This window comes from Actinocorallia libanotica, from assembly GCF_039525175.1.
Lineage (GTDB): Bacteria > Actinomycetota > Actinomycetes > Streptosporangiales > Streptosporangiaceae > Actinocorallia > Actinocorallia libanotica.
Window position 1 is genome coordinate 40,165 of record NZ_BAAAHH010000042.1, and the last position, 15,746, is coordinate 55,910.

Annotated in this window: 12 protein-coding genes and 1 tRNA gene; 11 read left to right on the plus strand and 2 right to left on the minus strand. The window is 70.1% G+C overall.

Translation table 11 applies throughout. The features are described from left to right. Positions 1-55 precede the first annotated feature (55 nt). The 7 genes from ABD140_RS33970 (at position 56) to ABD140_RS34000 (ending at position 9,576) form a co-directional block, all read left to right on the plus strand. Entirely contained in the window at positions 56-811 is a 756-nt protein-coding gene (locus ABD140_RS33970; protein ID WP_344245968.1) for a hypothetical protein, read from the plus strand. Positions 812-903: 92 nt separating this feature from the next. Beyond that, complete coding sequence (serA, locus tag ABD140_RS33975; protein ID WP_344245970.1) at positions 904-2,493, plus strand: phosphoglycerate dehydrogenase; 1,590 nt, start codon at positions 904-906, stop codon at positions 2,491-2,493. Between the two features lie 506 nt (positions 2,494-2,999). After that, the gene (locus ABD140_RS33980; RefSeq protein WP_344245972.1) at positions 3,000-5,060 is read left to right on the plus strand and encodes an AAA family ATPase; all 2,061 of its coding nucleotides are present in this window, start codon (positions 3,000-3,002) and stop codon (positions 5,058-5,060) included. Between the two features lie 71 nt (positions 5,061-5,131). Beyond that, on the plus strand, positions 5,132-6,181 hold the full coding sequence (locus tag ABD140_RS33985) for a 3-isopropylmalate dehydrogenase (protein ID WP_344245974.1): 1,050 nt from the start codon (positions 5,132-5,134) through the stop codon (positions 6,179-6,181). Positions 6,182-6,332: 151 nt separating this feature from the next. Continuing rightward, entirely contained in the window at positions 6,333-7,424 is a 1,092-nt protein-coding gene (locus ABD140_RS33990) for a branched-chain amino acid aminotransferase (RefSeq protein WP_344245976.1), read from the plus strand. 280 nt (positions 7,425-7,704) lie between these two features. Beyond that, positions 7,705-9,279 (plus strand): citramalate synthase, encoded by a 1,575-nt coding sequence (gene cimA / locus ABD140_RS33995; protein ID WP_344245978.1) that lies wholly within the window; start codon positions 7,705-7,707, stop codon positions 9,277-9,279. Positions 9,280-9,297: 18 nt separating this feature from the next. Further along, positions 9,298-9,576, plus strand: a complete 279-nt coding sequence (locus tag ABD140_RS34000; RefSeq protein ID WP_344245980.1) for a GNAT family N-acetyltransferase — start codon at positions 9,298-9,300, stop codon at positions 9,574-9,576. 48 nt (positions 9,577-9,624) lie between these two features. Here ABD140_RS34000 and ABD140_RS34005 read toward each other — a convergent pair whose 3' ends face one another. Continuing rightward, the gene (locus tag ABD140_RS34005) at positions 9,625-9,990 is read right to left on the minus strand and encodes an antibiotic biosynthesis monooxygenase family protein (protein ID WP_344245992.1); all 366 of its coding nucleotides are present in this window, start codon (positions 9,988-9,990) and stop codon (positions 9,625-9,627) included. Between the two features lie 314 nt (positions 9,991-10,304). Between ABD140_RS34005 and ABD140_RS34010 the strand changes: the two genes are divergently transcribed. The 3 genes from ABD140_RS34010 (at position 10,305) to ABD140_RS34020 (ending at position 12,253) form a co-directional block, all read left to right on the plus strand. After that, complete coding sequence (locus ABD140_RS34010; protein WP_344245982.1) at positions 10,305-11,264, plus strand: cellulose binding domain-containing protein; 960 nt, start codon at positions 10,305-10,307, stop codon at positions 11,262-11,264. 31 nt (positions 11,265-11,295) lie between these two features. Further along, the gene (locus tag ABD140_RS34015) at positions 11,296-12,063 is read left to right on the plus strand and encodes a fumarylacetoacetate hydrolase family protein (protein WP_344245984.1); all 768 of its coding nucleotides are present in this window, start codon (positions 11,296-11,298) and stop codon (positions 12,061-12,063) included. 118 nt (positions 12,064-12,181) lie between these two features. After that, positions 12,182-12,253: transfer RNA gene (locus ABD140_RS34020), tRNA-Gln, on the plus strand. Positions 12,254-12,810: 557 nt separating this feature from the next. Here ABD140_RS34020 and ABD140_RS34025 read toward each other — a convergent pair. Beyond that, positions 12,811-14,307 (minus strand): TnsA endonuclease N-terminal domain-containing protein, encoded by a 1,497-nt coding sequence (locus tag ABD140_RS34025; RefSeq protein ID WP_344245986.1) that lies wholly within the window; start codon positions 14,305-14,307, stop codon positions 12,811-12,813. 1,187 nt (positions 14,308-15,494) lie between these two features. Here ABD140_RS34025 and ABD140_RS34030 point away from each other — a divergent pair. Next, the coding region (locus ABD140_RS34030; protein WP_344245988.1) for a hypothetical protein at positions 15,495-15,746 on the plus strand (252 nt) is incomplete at its 3' end.

A 15,746-nucleotide genomic window follows, 5' to 3' on the forward strand; every position in this document is an offset into this window, starting at 1 on the left:
GGTGCCGGCCGCAATACGGTTCAGGGATCTGGCAAGTCCCGGGGAGCCCGCAGCAGTGACCACACCCACCCGTAAGCCCGTCCTCAGCCTCACGCGCGACCTCCTGCGCGTGTACGACCAGCGGTTCCTCCAGGTGGAGCAGCCCGTGCGGCGGCAGGTGGTGACGGCCACCAAGGGCATGCTCTGCGGGCTGCTCACCGCCGAGGTGCGCCAGGAGCTGCCCGAGCGCGAGCGGCTGCGCGCCTTCTGCATCGAGAACGAGCTCTTCGAGGAGCTGGAGCGGCTGATCGCCGACGAGGTCGCCGGGCGCAAGGAGGGCGCGGTCGTGGTCGGGGGACGGGTCTACGCCGTCTACCCCTACCTGCGCGGAGTGCCCCGCCAGGACGCCGACATCACCACCGAGGTCGGCGTCGAGCACCGCCTGGAGTCGATGGGCTGGAGCAAGGGGCTGCTGAAGGTCAGGGGCTGGGCGCGAATCGCCCGGGTCCAAGCGAAAGATCCGGTCGTGCGGCTGCTGGCGAGCGACGGCGCGCAGGAGCTGGAAATCGACACCGAGCCCGTCGGCGAGGGGTTCGAGGCGCTGCTGGACCTGCCCGAGCGCGGCTCCTGGACGATCCGCGTCGAGGTGCGGACACTGGGCCTGAGCAGGACCGCGGCGTTCGGCACCCACCTGGCCGAGGGGTTCCGGCTCCCCGCCGAGCGCGAGGGGGCCGCCTTCGATCTCGACGACGGGCTGCGCGTCTCCTACGGGCCGCGGGAGGCCGCGAACCCCGCGCGCTCGTGGCGGTTCTGGCGTGGGCGTCGGGCGTGAGCCCCGGGCGGGGATAGACTTTGACGCGGGCGCGGCACGAGGGCGTGGCGGCCTCCAACCTGCAGAGATCTCTCACCCCAAGGAATCCCACGTTGAGTAAGCCAGTCGTCCTCGTCGCCGAAGAACTCTCCCCGGCCGGTATCGCCGTGCTGGAAAACGACTTCGAGGTGAGGTACGTCGACGGCGCCGACCGCGACGCCCTCCTCCCGGCGGTCGCCGACGTCGACGCTCTGATCATCCGCTCCGCGACCAAGGCCAACGCCGAGGTCTTCGAGCACGCCAAGAAGCTGCGTGTCGTGGCCCGCGCCGGCGTCGGCCTGGACAACGTCGACGTCGAGGCGGCCACCAAGGCCGGCGTCATGGTCGTCAACGCGCCGACCTCCAACATCGTCACCGCCGCCGAGCACGCCATCGCGCTGCTGCTGGCCACCGCCCGGAACGTTCCGCAGGGCCACGCGGCGCTCAAGCAGGGCGAGTGGAAGCGCTCCAAGTACACCGGCGTCGAGCTGCAGGGCAAGACCGTCGGCGTGCTGGGCCTGGGCCGCATCGGCGTCCTGGCCGCGCAGCGGCTCGCGGCGTTCGACATGGAGATCATCGCCTACGACCCCTACATCCAGGCCGCCCGCGCCGCCCAGCTCGGCGTGCGCCTGGTCACCCTGGACGAGCTGCTGCAGCAGTCGGACTTCATCACCGTCCACCTGCCCAAGACCAAGGAGACCCTCGGTCTCATCGGCGACCGCGAGCTGCACCTGGTCAAGCCCGAGGTGCGCATCATCAACGCCGCGCGCGGCGGCATCGTGGACGAGGCGGCGCTGGACGCGGCGCTGACCGAGGGCCGCGTCGCCGGCGCCGGCCTGGACGTCTTCTCCACCGAGCCGTGCACCGACAGCCCGCTGTTCAAGCACGACAACGTGGTCATCACCCCGCACCTGGGCGCCTCCACCCACGAGGCCCAGGAGAAGGCCGGCACCCAGGTCGCCAAGTCGGTGAAGCTCGCCCTGTCCGGCGAGTTCGTGCCGGACGCCGTCAACGTCCAGGGCGGCGCCGTGGCCGAGGACCTCAAGCCGGGCCTGCCGCTGACCGAGAAGCTCGGCCGCATCTTCACCTCCCTGGCCCAGGGCGTGCCGGTCCGCCTGGACGTGATCGTCCGCGGCGAGATCACCGCCCACGACGTCAAGGTGCTGGAGCTCGCGGCGCTCAAGGGCGTGTTCAGCGGCGTCGTCGAGGAGTCGGTGACCTTCGTCAACGCGCCGCTGCTCGCCGGCGAGCGCGGCGTGGAGGTCTCGCTGACCACCAGCGAGGAGTCCCCGGTGTGGCGCAACGTCATCACCGTCAAGGGCACCATGGCCGACGGCGAGGTCATCTCGGTCTCGGGCACCCTGTCGGGCCCGCGCCACCTGGAGCGCGTCGTGGAGATCAACGGCTTCGACGTGGAGCTCACCCCGGCCCCGCACATGGCGGTCCTGGGCTACGTCGACAAGCCGGGCGTCATCGGCGTCATCGGCAAGCTGCTGGGCGACCGCGGCGTCAACATCGCGGGCATGCAGGTCGGCCGCGACGCCAAGGGCGGCAAGGCGCTGACCGTGCTGACCGTCGACTCGGCGATCGCCCAGGACGACCTGGAGACCATCGCCACCGAGATCGGCGCCGGCCTGGTCCGCCAGATCGAGCTCGCCGACTGAGACGGCCGGGACGGGCCGGACCCCGCCCGGGGTAGCCTGAACACAGCCAGTACACGAACGCCCTCCCGGCTCGCCGGGAGGGCGTTTCGGCTTTCCCGGAGCCGGGTGGCCGGTGCCGCGGGTGGCATTTGTGCTGGGAGGGACCATTGGTGTGGGAATTGCAGGGATATCTCCGGCGGGGAAGAAAAGGGATACCCCGAGGGGGAAATGCGGTCGGTCTGGGCGGCGGGCGGCGCCATGGCCGGGGGCCGGGCCGGCGGCGGGACCAGGAAAAGCCCTGACCTGGGGAAAGCCAGGGCGATGAGCTGGTCTGGGAGTACGCCGCGGGGTTTGTCGGTGATCGAAAAGGAGAGTTGCAAGCCCTAAGGTCGGGAATTCCGAACCGCCGCCGCGGGACGGGCGTCAGAAGATCCGAAGCCGTCGGTGCCGGTGCGGGGCGCGGACCCCAAGAGACAGCGGAAAGTTGAGGGCTGGTCGTGACGCGGTGGGGAATCTACGCTCCTGGTGTGGGAACGGCTTGGCCTTTCGCAGGGCGGGACGCCGAGGCGGCCGCCATCGAGACCGCGCTCGGAGACCGGAAGGCACCCGGGGTGCTGGTCAGCGGCGCCCCCGGCTCGGGCAAGAGCCGGCTGCTCGCCGAGGTGGCGCTCCGGCACGCCGGCGGCCTGCCCGTCGTGGAGGCGCGTGCCGGGCAGGCGCCCGCCGTGCCGTTCGGCGCCTTCGCCCACCTGCTGCCGGTCCGTTCCCAGGCGCGGGAGGCGGCGGCCGCGGTGGAGGCGGTCCTGGCCAAGGCCGGGCCCGGCGAGTTCCTCCTGGTGGCCGATGACGTGCACGAGCTCGACGAGCGCTCGGCGCTCCTGCTGCACGCGCTGACCGGGACCGGCCGGATGCGGCTGCTGGCGGCGGGGGAGTGCCTGCCCGAGCCGCTGGCCGCGCTCACCCCCGTCCCGGTGGTGCTGGCCCCGCTCACCGACGTGACCTTGTTCGAGGAGGTCGACGAGCCGACCGCCGCCTACCTGGCCGAGGCCGCGCAGGGCGACCTGCGGCTGCTGTACGAGCTGGTGCGCGTCGGCCGGTCCACCGGGGCGCTCGCCGGCGGCCACTGGCAGGACCCGCCCGCGCGCACCGGAGAGAAGGCCGCCTCCCTGGAGGAGGCGCTGGCCCAGGCGGCGCTGCTGGCCGCGCTCGGCCGCGCCGAGGAGGCCGAGGAGCTGCTGGCCACGGCGCCGCGCCGGCCCGAGGACCGGGCCCGCGCCACCTTCGCCCGGGCCAGGGCCGCCAACCTCGCCTACGGGCTGGGCCGCGCCGAGGACGCCGACAGGGTGCTGGGCATCGCGCTGGAGACGGTCTCGCGGCCCGCCGAGCGCCGCCGGATCCTGGCGCAGCGCGCCGAGTTCGCCCTGCACCGGGCCGACTGCCGCCCGGCGCTGGACCTCGCCGACGACGCCGCCTCGACCGGCGGCGCCCAGCCGTCGTCCGACGCGCGGATCGCCGCCGTCCAGGCCGTCACCGCCGCGCTGACCGGCCAGGCCTCCGCCGCGCTGGACAAGGTCCGCGCCGGGCTGCGCGAGCTGGACGACTGGCTTCCCCGGGCGCCCGAGTGCGCGCCCCTGCTGGAGTTCGCCCGCGCCGGGGTGTGGCTGTCGGTCGGCGACCCCGACGCCGCCGGGGAGGAGGGCGCGCCCGCCGCCGACCCGGTCGCGCACGCCGCCGCGCAGGCGCGGCTGCTGCAGGCCCGCGGCCTGATCCAGGCGGCGCTGCGCGAGGGCTGGGACGGCGCCCGCCTGCTGAACCGCGGCCACTCGCTGTTCGCCGGGCCGTGCCTGGGCGAGCTCGCCCACGCCGCCGCCCTCGCCGGGGACCTGGCCACCGCCCGCGACGCGCTGGCCGAGGCCGACCGGCGGGCCCTGCCCACCCTGCGGGCGCTGTGGTTCCCGGTGGCGCTGGCCCGGCCGTGGCTGCTGGTCGCCCAGGGCGCGGTCGGCGCCGCGGTGCACGGGCTGCTCGACGCCGCGGCCGCCGCCGAGGCACTGGAGCTGCGCCCGTACGCGGTGGCGGCGCTGCACGACGTGGTGCGCCTGGGCGCGGCGGGCGTCGTCGTCGACCGGCTGTGCCGGCTCGCCGAGGACGCTGAGGGCGATCTGGCCGCCCTGTGCGCCCGGCACGCCGAGGCCGCCGCGGCCGGCGACTGGTCCGGGCTGATCGGGGTGTCGCTGGAGTTCGAGGGGCTCGGCATGACCCTGCACGCCGCCGAGGCCGCCGCCCAGGCCGCCGAGGTGCACTGGGACAAGCAGCAGGCGGCCGCGGCCGGCACCCGGGCCTGGGTGATGGTGCAGCGCTGCGACCAGGTGCGCACCCCGGCACTGCGCACCGCCGCGGTGCCCGACCTCACCCGGATCCAGTACGAGATCGCCGAGCTGGTCGCCGGGGGAGCGCCCGAGGCGGAGATCTCCCGGCTGATGTCGCTGCCGGTCCGCACGGTCGCCGACCAGCTGGTGGAGATCTGCGCCAAGCTCGGGGTCTCCGGACCCGAGCGGCTGGCCGTGCTGCTGGCGCCCGGACCGTGATCCACCGGGCTTCCGTCCTGGTATGTGAGATGGATGCCCGGTGTGTGAGACACATGCACTACGATGCCCCCATGGCTTCCCGCAACATCCGACTCGGCGTCATCGCAGGTGACGGTATCGGCCCCGAGGTCGTGGCCGAGGGTCTCAAAGTCCTTGACGTGATCGCAGGTCAGTACGATCTGACGATCGAGAAGACCGCCTACGACCTGGGCGCCGCGCGCTGGCACCGCACCGGCGAGGTGCTGCCCGAGTCCGTGATCGAGGAGATCCGCGGGCAGGAGGCCATCCTGCTGGGCGCCATCGGCGACCCGACCGTCCCCTCCGGGACGCTGGAGCGCGGTCTGCTGCTGCGCCTGCGCTTCGAGCTCGACCACTACGTGAACCTGCGTCCGGTCAAGCTGCTCCCCGGCGTGAAGTCCCCGCTGGCCGACGTCACGCCCGAAGACATCGACATGATCGTCGTCCGGGAGGGCACCGAGGGCCCCTACACCGGGGTCGGCGGCGTGCTGCGCAAGGGCACCCCGCACGAGGTCGCCACCCAGGAGAGCGTCAACACCGCCTTCGGCGCCGAGCGCGTCATCCGGTACGCCTTCCAGATCGCCGCCACCCGCCCGCGCAGGAAGCTCACGCTCGTCCACAAGGACAACGTGCTGACCTTCGCCGGCGACCTGTGGCAGCGGACCCTGAAGAAGGTCGCCGCCGAGTTCCCCGACGTCGCCACCGACTACGTGCACGTCGACGCCGCCACGATGTTCTTCGTGAACAACCCGCAGCGGTTCGACGTCGTGGTCACCGACAACCTGTTCGGCGACATCATCACCGACATCGGCGCGGCGATCGCCGGCGGCATCGGCCTGGCCGCCTCCGGCAACGTCAACCCCGACCGCTCGGTGCCGTCGATGTTCGAGCCGGTCCACGGCAGCGCCCCCGACATCGCCGGGCAGGCCAAGGCCGACCCGACGGCCACCATCCTGTCGGTCGCCATGCTGCTGGACCACCTCGGCCTGCCCGAGGCCGCGCGCAAGATCGAGAAGGCGGTCGGCGAGGACCTCACCGAGCGCACCGGCCCGCGCTCGACCCAGCAGGTCGGCGACGACATAGCCAAGCGAGTAGCCGGGTAGGCGGCAGCCACCCGGTGAGTGACGGGCGCGCCGCGAACCGACGCGGCGTGCCCGTTTTTTTGTGTGCGCCGCGTCGCCCCAACGTGATTCAGAGCACACAATGGAGAGAAGCCGGTAGGGTCTTTACCGGTGATCCGGGAGAGGTACAGACATGATCGAGTTCGAGATCCAGCTCGCCGAGCAGCGCAAGTCCGCCCAGGAGCGGGAGGCCCTGCTGGCCGACCCCGGCTTCGGGCAGGTCTTCACCGAGCACATGATCACCATCGAGTGGGACGCCGACCGGGGCTGGCATGACGCGAAGCTGCGCTCCTACGGTCCGCTCTCCCTCGACCCCGCCACCAAGGTCTTCCACTACGCCCAGGAGCTCTTCGAGGGGCTCAAGGCCTACCGCCAGCCCGACGGCTCGATCGTCAGCTTCCGCCCCCAGGCCAACGCGGCGCGCTTCAACACCTCCTGCGACCGGATGGCCATGCCCCGGCTGCCCGAGGAGACCTTCGTGAAGGCGCTGGAGCTGCTGGTCGACGCCGACCGCGACTGGGTGCCCACCCGCGAGGGCCACAGCCTCTACCTGCGGCCGTTCATCATCGCCACCGAGACCGGCATGGGCGTCAACTACCCCTCCACCAAGTACCTCTTCTGCGTGATCGCCTCGCCGTCGGCCTCCTACTTCTCGGGCGCGATCAAGCCGGTCTCGGTCTGGCTGTCGCGGGACTACACCCGCGCGGCCCCCGGCGGCACCGGGTTCGCCAAGTGCGGCGGCAACTACGCCGCGGCGTTCGTCGCCCAGCAGGAGGCCGTCGCCAAGGGCTGCGACCAGGTCGTCTGGCTGGACGCCGCCGAGCACCGCTGGGTGGAGGAGATGGGCGGCATGAACCTCTTCTTCGTCTACGGCACCGGCCCCGACGCGCGCGTGGTCACCCCGCCGACCGCCGGCACCATCCTGCCGGGCATCACCCGCGACTCGCTGCTCAAGCTCGCCCCCGAGCTCGGCGTCCCGGTCTCCGAGGAGCCGATCAGCGTCGAGCAGTGGCGTGACGACGTGGCCTCCGGCGCGCTCACCGAGGTCTTCGCCTGCGGCACCGCGGCCGTGATCACCCCGGTCGGCCGGGTCAAGGGCGAGGAGGGCGAGTTCACCATCTCCGAAGAGGGCGGCCCCGTCACCATGCGGCTGCGCGAGGAGCTGGTCGGCATCCAGTACGGCCGGCGCCCCGACCCGTACGGCTGGATCACCCGGCTGGCCTGAGAGCCGCGCTCCGGGCACCCGGGTCCGGCCGTCCGCGGCCGGGCCCGTGCCCTCGGCGTGCTCCCGGAACCTCCGGTGTCCGAGGGGGCCCCGGTGACCCAGATCACGTGACGGCCGTGTGACGGGAGTGTCACAGCTGTGGCACACTGACTCTGTTATGAGCACCGGCCTGATCATTATCAGACGGCGCGTCGGCTAAAGGGCATCGCCGGCGCGCAGACCTCTCACGTCCGTGAGGGGTCTTTTTGTTTCGCCGGGCTCTTCGCGAAGGGGCATCTCCATGAGCGACGGTTTCCACGTCTACGACACGACCCTGCGGGACGGGTCCCAGCAGGAGGGCCTGAACCTCAGCGTTCAGGACAAGCTGGTCCTCGCCCGGCACCTGGACTCGCTGGGCGTGGGCTTCATCGAAGGCGGATGGCCCGGCGCCAACCCCAAGGACACCGAGTTCTTCCGGCTCGCCCGCACCGAACTCGACCTCAAGCACGCGCAGCTGGCCGCGTTCGGCGCGACCCGCCGGGCCGGTCTGAAGGCCGCCGACGATCCTCAGGTGGCCGCCCTGCGCGAATCACGTGCCCCGGTCGTCACCCTGGTGGCCAAAAGCCACGACCGGCACGTGGAGCTGGCCCTCCGCACGACGCTGGAAGAGAACCTCGCGATGATCCGCGACACCGTCTCCCACCTTCGCGCGGAGGGCCAGCGCGTTTTCGTCGACGCCGAGCACTTCTTCGACGGGTTCAAGGCCAACCGCGCCTACGCGCTGGAGGTCGTCCGGGCCGCCGCCGAGGCCGGGGCCGACGTCGTCGCGCTGTGCGACACCAACGGCGGGATGCTCCCCGACGAGCTCGCCGACGTCGTGCACGAGGTCGTCGACCTCGGCGCCCGGGTCGGCATCCACTGCCACGACGACTCCGGCTGCGCGGTCGCCAACTCGCTGGCCGCGGTGCGGGCGGGCGCCACGCACGTCCAGGGCTGCGCCAACGGCTACGGCGAGCGGTCGGGCAACGCGAACCTCTTCACCGTCATCGGCAACCTCCAGCTCAAGCGCGGCATGCAGCTCGTCGGCGACGAGCAGCTCGCGGAGATGACCCGGATCGCGCACGCCGTCTCCGAGGTCACCAACGTGACGCTCAGCTCGCAGACCCCCTACGTCGGCCACTCGGCCTTCGCGCACAAGGCCGGCCTGCACGCCTCGGCGATCAAGGTCGACCCCGACCTGTACCAGCACATCGACCCGATGGTCGTGGGCAACGACATGCGCATGCTGGTCTCGTCCATGTCCGGCCGGGCCTCGGTGGAGCTCAAGGGCAGGGAGCTGGGCTACGACCTGTCCGGGGAGAAGGCCGCCGAGGTCGTCTCCCGGGTCAAGGACCTGGAGTCCCAGGGCTACACCTTCGAGGCCGCCGACGCCTCCTTCGAGCTGCTGCTGCGCGAGGAGCTCGCGGGCGCCCGCACGTCCTACTTCACCGTCGAGTCCTGGCGGGTCATCGCCGAGCAGCGCCCCGACGGCACGCAGATCAGCGAGGCGACCGTCAAGGTGCACGCCAAGGGCGAGCGGATCATCGCCACCGGCGAGGGCAACGGCCCGGTCAACGCGCTGGACACCGCGCTGCGGGTGGCGCTGGAGCGCCTCTACCCCGAGCTGGCCAACCTGGAGCTGGTGGACTTCAAGGTCCGCATCCTGGAGGGCTCGCACGGCACCGACGCGATCACCCGGGTGCTCATCGACTCCTCCGACGGCAAGGCCGAGTGGGGCACCGTCGGCGTCGGCGAGAACGTCATCGCCGCGTCCTGGCAGGCCCTGGAGGAGGCGGTCACCTACAGCCTGCTGCGCGCCGGATACGACCCGTCCTGACCGGGTAGACCAGGGGTGATGCCTCGAATCACCGACAACCCGGCCGAGTCCCGGTACGAGATCTTCACCGACGAGGGCGCCCTGGCGGGCTTCTCCACCTACACCCGCCGGGACGACCACCTCGTCTTCTGGACGACGGAGATCTCCGCCGGGTTCGAGGGCCACAACCTGGGCGGCGCGCTGGTCCGCGGCGCGCTGGAGGACATCCGCGCCCGCGGCCTGAAGGTCGTGCCCCGCTGCCCGTACGTGCTGGAGTACCTGGAACGCCACCTGGAGTTCGACGGCCTGCGCGCGTGACAAGGGCCCGCTCCCCGCCATGCGGGAGCGGGCCCTTGCCCTCGCCGCCTACTTGGGCTCGACCTTCTGGATCACCTCGAAGCCCCACAGCTCCGCCCCGGAGGCGGCGGGCCCGCCGTGCCCGTGGCCGTGCCCGTGCCCGGCGCCCTGCCCGGCGTTCTGCTGGGCGTCCGCGGCGGCCTTGGCGTGCCCCTGGGAGAAGGCCTGGCTCTTGGTCCAGGCCTGGAACGCCTCCTCGCTGCTCCACCGGGTGTACACCAGGTACCTGTCGGTGCCGTCCGTGGGCCGCAGCAGCTCGAACCCCTCGAAGCCCTCCGAGCCCTCGACCAGCCCGGCGCGGGCGGCGAAGCGCTTCTCCAGCTCGGGCCCCATGCCCTCGGGCACGGTCAGCGCGTTGATCTTCACGACCGAAATCGTTACCGCCTCCTCCATCAGGACCTGACGTCGATCAGGTCGGTCTCGGACCTCCCACGGTACTGGGACACCGAGGAAGATGACCTTCGCCCCGCCCCGCTCGGCCGTCGGCGGCCACCGATGCGTTCGATGGCCGCGGAGGTTCCTGTGTCAGCGGGACGGGTGGGGGAAGAGGGGCTGTGGACGAGCGGAGTGCGCGGAGCGGCCGCGGTCGGTCCGGAGCGGATCACCCGGGGTCACCGGTGGGGGTGAACCGGAGGCGTGATCGCGACGTCCGAACCGAGTGATCGTTCGTGCCGGTGGAGGGGAACGTCTTGGACGCGGAGGAAGAGCAGGCGGGTTTCGTACGGCGGCCTCGGGACGGGGGGCCGTCGGAGGAGCAGTGGACGCCCACGCCGCTCACCCTGTCGTCCCGGCCGCTGCCCGATGTGATGTTCGGCGCTCCGAAACCGGTCGCCCCCGCGTCACGGGAGCCCGTCGAGGCGCCGGGGGGCGCGGTGGGGGCGGGGGAGGTCACGGGGCCGCAGCCCGTGGTGGACGCGGCGTTCACGGAACGGCCCGTCGCGGTCTCCGAGGACGGGGGCGCGCACCGGCGGAGGGTGGCCCTGCTGGCGGCGGTCGTGCTGGCGGGCGCGCTGGTCGTGGCGCTGGTGGCGGTGGCGGTGTGGCCGTCCGGAAGCGACGGGAGGGTCCGGCAGACCGCGTCGGCTCCGGCGGCCGCACAGCCGGGGGCGGGGCCCGGGAACGGGCCGGACGCGCCGCGGCAGGCGGTCCCGGAAGATGGCGCGGAGCCGGATCCCGGCACGGGAGATCCTGCGAAGCCGGCGGATTCCACGGATCCCGGGAATCGCGCGGGACAGGGGAATCCGGTGGGCCCGGGGAGCCCCGCGGACGCGGTGGATCCCGCGGGGCCTGATCCGGGGGCCGTGGGGAGCGGGCCGGTGCTGTCCGGGAGGACGCCGCAGGGGATCGAGGTGACGTACCGGACGGTCGAGACGGCGGAGGGGTACTTCGAGGGCGAGGTGCGGTTCGTCAACGCCACGGGCGCGCCGCTGCCCGCCTGGACGGTGTCCTTCACCTATCCGGGGGCCGTGATCCGGAACGTGTGGGGCGGCGACTTCCGGACGCGGGAGGACGGGACGGTCGTCGTCACCGGGAACGGGGACAGCACGCCGGTCGCGGCGGGCGCGTGGGTGAGCGTGCGGTTCGGCGGCTCGGGGACGCCGTCCCGGCCGCAGGGCTGCACCGTGAACGGCGCGGCCTGCGGCTTCTGAGTGCGCGGCGCCGGTGTGAGAGGCTGAGATCGTGCGTATCGCAAGGTTTTCCGCAGGTGAGGAAGTGTCCTTCGGGGTCGTCGAAGGCGAGGAGATCGCGGAGGTCTCGGGCCACCCGTTCCTGGGCGAGATCCGCTTCACGGGGGCGAGGCACCCGCTGGAGGAGGTGCGCCTGCTGGCGCCGATCCTGCCCAGCAAGGTGATCGCGATCGGCAGGAACTACGCCGAGCACGCCCGCGAGATGGGTTCGGAGGCGCCCGAGGAACCGCTGTTCTTCATGAAGCCCTCCACGGCCGTGGCCGGCCCGAACGACGTGATCCGCTACCCCGAGAAGCTCTCCCAGCGCGTCGACTACGAGGGCGAGCTCGCCGTCGTCATCGGCCGCCTGTGCCGCGAGGTGCCCGTCTCCCGCGCCCACGAGGTCGTCTTCGGCTACACCTGCGCCAACGACGTGACCGCCCGCGACCTGCAGCGCAAGGACGGCCAGTGGACCAGGGCCAAGGGCTTCGACACCTTCTGCCCCCTGGGCCCCTGGATCGAGACCGTCCTCGACCCGTCCGACCTGGGCATCGAGACCCTCGTCAACGGCGAGGTCCGCCAGGTCTCCCGCACCTCCGCCATGATCCACGACATCCCCCGCCTCATCGCCCACGTCAGCGAGGTGATGACGCTCCTCCCCGGCGACGTCATCCTCACCGGCACCCCCGAGGGCGTCGGCCCCCTGCAGATCGGCGACATGGTGAGCGTCCAGATCGAGGGCATCGGCGAACTCCGCAACCGCGTCGTCCCCCGCGACTGACCCCGCCCGACCACCGCTCCGGCGCTTCGGGCAATCGTTTTGGCTAGTGCCGCGGAAGTCCTGTAAGCTTCTCGAAGTCGCCAGGGAACAACCCGAAAGGGAAAGACCCGAAGCGCCTTGGGGTATGGTGTAATCGGCAACACGACTGATTCTGGTTCAGTTATTCTAGGTTCGAGTCCTGGTACCCCAGCAAGTAGCCTGACCTGCGGCGGGAGTCTCCCTGAGACCCCGCCTTTCGTCTTCTCCAGCCAGGTTTGGGAACACATGGGGAATGACCGGTGTGAGTGGTCTGGCAGACGTCAGCCCTGGCACCCCGAGTTCGCCGCCTTCATCCTAACGATCGGACCCGGATCAGCGATCGTGACGAGAGGGAGCCGGCATTGCCGGACGACGTACCCGAGGCGACCGAACGGCGTGGTTGACACCGACCGTCGGCGTCGCCGAAGGATTGGTAGGGGGTTGGCCTGGACTTCTTGCCGTGGGACCGGCAGGCGCAGTCCTGGGGGCCGTGGCGGGCCCTACGGCCGAGAAGACCTGCTGGTCCGCAGCGCTGATGGCCAAGACCTCTTCGTCCGCGTTGATCCGGCCAGCGACACCACGAACCTTGAACCGAAGCTAAGCGCTCTAGGCCGCGCAACTTGGACGGCCAGGCGGATCGGTGCGTCGATCCGTCTGGCCGTGGCATCGTTACCTGGCTGTTTATGGCCGGCTCTCGCTGATGCTTGTGGGGGTTCGCCTGCTCCCGATTCAGCTCCCCAGAGATAGTCGGTAGGGGCCTCGGCGAAGATCCCACCCCTCTTGGATCACCAGTGCTGGCAGGGTGAGGTACCGCTGCTCCTGGTCGCCTCGCAGGGAACGGATGTCTGGCCAGTACATGGTGCCCTGTTGCAGCCGCTGCCGGAAGCGGTCCCGGATCTCGTCCGGCACCTGGAACCCGGCGACGGTCGCGAAGCTTCGGTAGCCGTCGGTCGCCAGGAAGCCCCATCCTCTGCGGGCGCACTCCCGCCTCGCTGCGTCCCACTTCACCCGGTTGGCAAAAAAGCCCATGTCGACGAGCGGTTTGATCTCCACCAGAATCACATCGCCGGTGTCGGTCAGCAGGAGCAGGTCTGGGTAGTACGGGTAGGTCTTGCCGTCTATTTCGTACTCGACGGTGAGTGGCTGCTCGCAGTACTGGACCACCTGGCTGCATCGATCCAGTAGCTGCATGACGGAGAGTTCCAATCCGGAGTCATAGGAGACCTCCCTGGCGAGCTTGCCGGAGTACCAACGTCCCTCGGTGGCGGTCCGCTGTGGGACGAAGCCCTCGATGGTCTCGGCGCTTACCCGGTAGCCGGACCATTCGACGTGGCCGAGGATCGCGACCACCCGGCCATCGGCTCGCTGCAGGGCGGCCTTCTCCCGGTCAACGCGTTTCTGTTCTTGCTTCCGGGTCTTGATCAGGTCGGATACTTCAGACTTCGCCTGCTTCCCCGCGTTCTTGCCGCGGCCGGCCAAGCGCACCAAGGCGGAGACGGCCAGACCGGGCGGCACCTGGGGAAAGGCCGACTCGGCCGCATCCAGCAAGAGTTCGACTCGTCGGCCCCGATGCTTGGAGTCGATCTCCGTCAGCAGGTCGTCCAACATCTGACGGCAGTAGTCCCCGGCTCGCGGAACAGCGACACTGCGCTTGGTTCCCAGAGTCTCCAGCGCTCTGTCCTGCAGAGTCCTGATCCGCTCCCTTGAGACGCCCAACTCCTCGCCGATCTCCTGCAAGGTTCGCCAGGACTCCCTCTCATCCAGCCCCAGCCGGGCGGCCAGAACCCGTCGGTCTCGGGCCAGGCGCAGACCGGAGAGCGCCGCAGCGACTAGTTCGCGCAATTCCAGACCGGCCTCGGATGAAGAGGTGACAAGGTCAGCGGCACGGACCGTCACATCCGGTAGGCCCGGCCAATCGGCTTCGAGCACCCATGTCAGCAAGTCGAGCCGACCCCGTCTCTGCCAGAGCCGCTGCCCTGCCTCTTGGAGGACGTTCAGAGGCTGATCGGCCAGCACCGAGGTCGCGGGCCGACTCAGGAATTCGACCCGATGCTGCTCGTTCAGTGTGGTCCCGGTGACCTCTTGCCAGGCGGCCAGCACCGGCAGGGGGTCGATAGGCCTCTTGCTTCGACTCTTGCGCGGCCGGAAACCGTTGCCCGACGCCAGGGGGTCTACGTTCGCGGAGGGTCCCACGGGTTGAGGTTCGAGCTCCCCATCGGTCTGCATTCACTCCTCCTGGGAAAGGATTTGGATTCTGTCGGCTTCCTCACCTGGCTCGTTCTGAGTCTCTAGAAGACCCAATGCACTTTATACAGAGCAATGGTGACTTTGCTGACTTCCTGGCCTGGTATGGGGTCCGTCAGCGGCCATATGGGCGTGTGGAGCTGGTGAGCACACCCTGGTATCTTTGGCCGGTTTCCATGCCGTCTGGGAGTTGTGTCGGGTCTTGAAGATCGAGTCTTCGGGGTGGTCGCTTTCTGTGCCGGGGCATGTTGCTGGCTGGTTGTAGTGGTCGACCGAACGGTCGACCAGGCCCGGTTGTCACCGGGAACTCGAAGTCCCCGGCCGTAGCCACGGCGACGCCTGTGGGCGGGAAACGGCTGATGACCGTCTCGTTGGTCGAGGCGGAGACCGCCAGCCTGGTCTGCCAGACGGATCCCGTCGTCAACCGGGTGATGCGAGCCACTGTGAGTTGCCGGGAAAGGACCGGCTCAGCGTGACGATCAAGAGCGTCGGTGCCAAGATGAAGTGAGTTGCGAAACGGGGCGAAGTCGTCATGGTGGGGGAAGTCGAGACTGATCCCAGTGGCCTGTGGGTTGAGGCGCAGCCGAGTGTTGGCGTCCGCTGGTGGTTGCGCGTCGCGCCCAACATCTCCGCGAACGGCAGGACGCCAACGCGGCCTGCTAACGCCCCTCGGGCGACAGCAATGGCTCGATCAACACCCACTGCTCATCGGTCAAACCCGAAGGATAGGTAGGAGCATGCTCCTATCGCCCATACCCGACTCAACCATCTCATCGCGATCACCTGTCAAGCACGCATTGGGTGGGTGTTTGATCCCTGTGTGGGTATTAAATGGCGATTTTCGCGACCAGGAGAAGTGTCCTGGAGCATGGCGACAGAGGTATCTGTAGCCTTGAGGGGATCTTGGGATTGCCGAGGTATCGCTATGTACCTTAAGTCTGTTTGATCCAAAATTGCCGATCTTGGTGCTTCTCGCCAGGGCTGGCCGGGGATAGCCGAGCGGCTTGCCAACTCACAGAGGCATCAATCCCATCTGGTGTCACACCGGCCTCAGGAGCTGACGGCAGAAATGGGATAAAACGCTCACTCAGCAAAATTCCATGAGGTGCTGGATGCCAAAAGTAAAGATGACCATGCTGCGCTCGGCTCTGATAGTTACAGTTTCTGCCGTGACGGAAGATGTCGTGGAATCAGGTGGATCATCTGATCGGAGCTTCAGCGAGAGGGTCAAGGCGTTGGCGCTCACCCGGCCGCTGCATGAGCTCGATGAGAGAAAGGGCCTCGTCACCTGGTCGGACGCGCGGGTTTATCCGATGGCGGAGCTGGCTCTGCACGCCATCGACATGAAGCGCCCCGAAGGTTCCGGACAGTGGTCCCACTACAATGGGATTGTCCGGAAGGTGTTTAATTTTGGCTCGATC

Bases quoted from the DNA above. Each gene is read 5' to 3' on its own strand.
- cimA (WP_344245978.1), top strand. From the start codon at position 7,705: ATGAGCGACGGTTTCCACGTCTACGACACGACCCTGCGGGACGGGTCC.
- ABD140_RS34025 (WP_344245986.1), bottom strand. From the start codon at position 14,307: ATGCAGACCGATGGGGAGCTCGAACCTCAACCCGTGGGACCCTCCGCG.
- ABD140_RS33990 (WP_344245976.1), top strand. From the start codon at position 6,333: ATGATCGAGTTCGAGATCCAGCTCGCCGAGCAGCGCAAGTCCGCCCAG.
- ABD140_RS34000 (WP_344245980.1), top strand. From the start codon at position 9,298: ATGCCTCGAATCACCGACAACCCGGCCGAGTCCCGGTACGAGATCTTC.
- ABD140_RS33985 (WP_344245974.1), top strand. From the start codon at position 5,132: ATGGCTTCCCGCAACATCCGACTCGGCGTCATCGCAGGTGACGGTATC.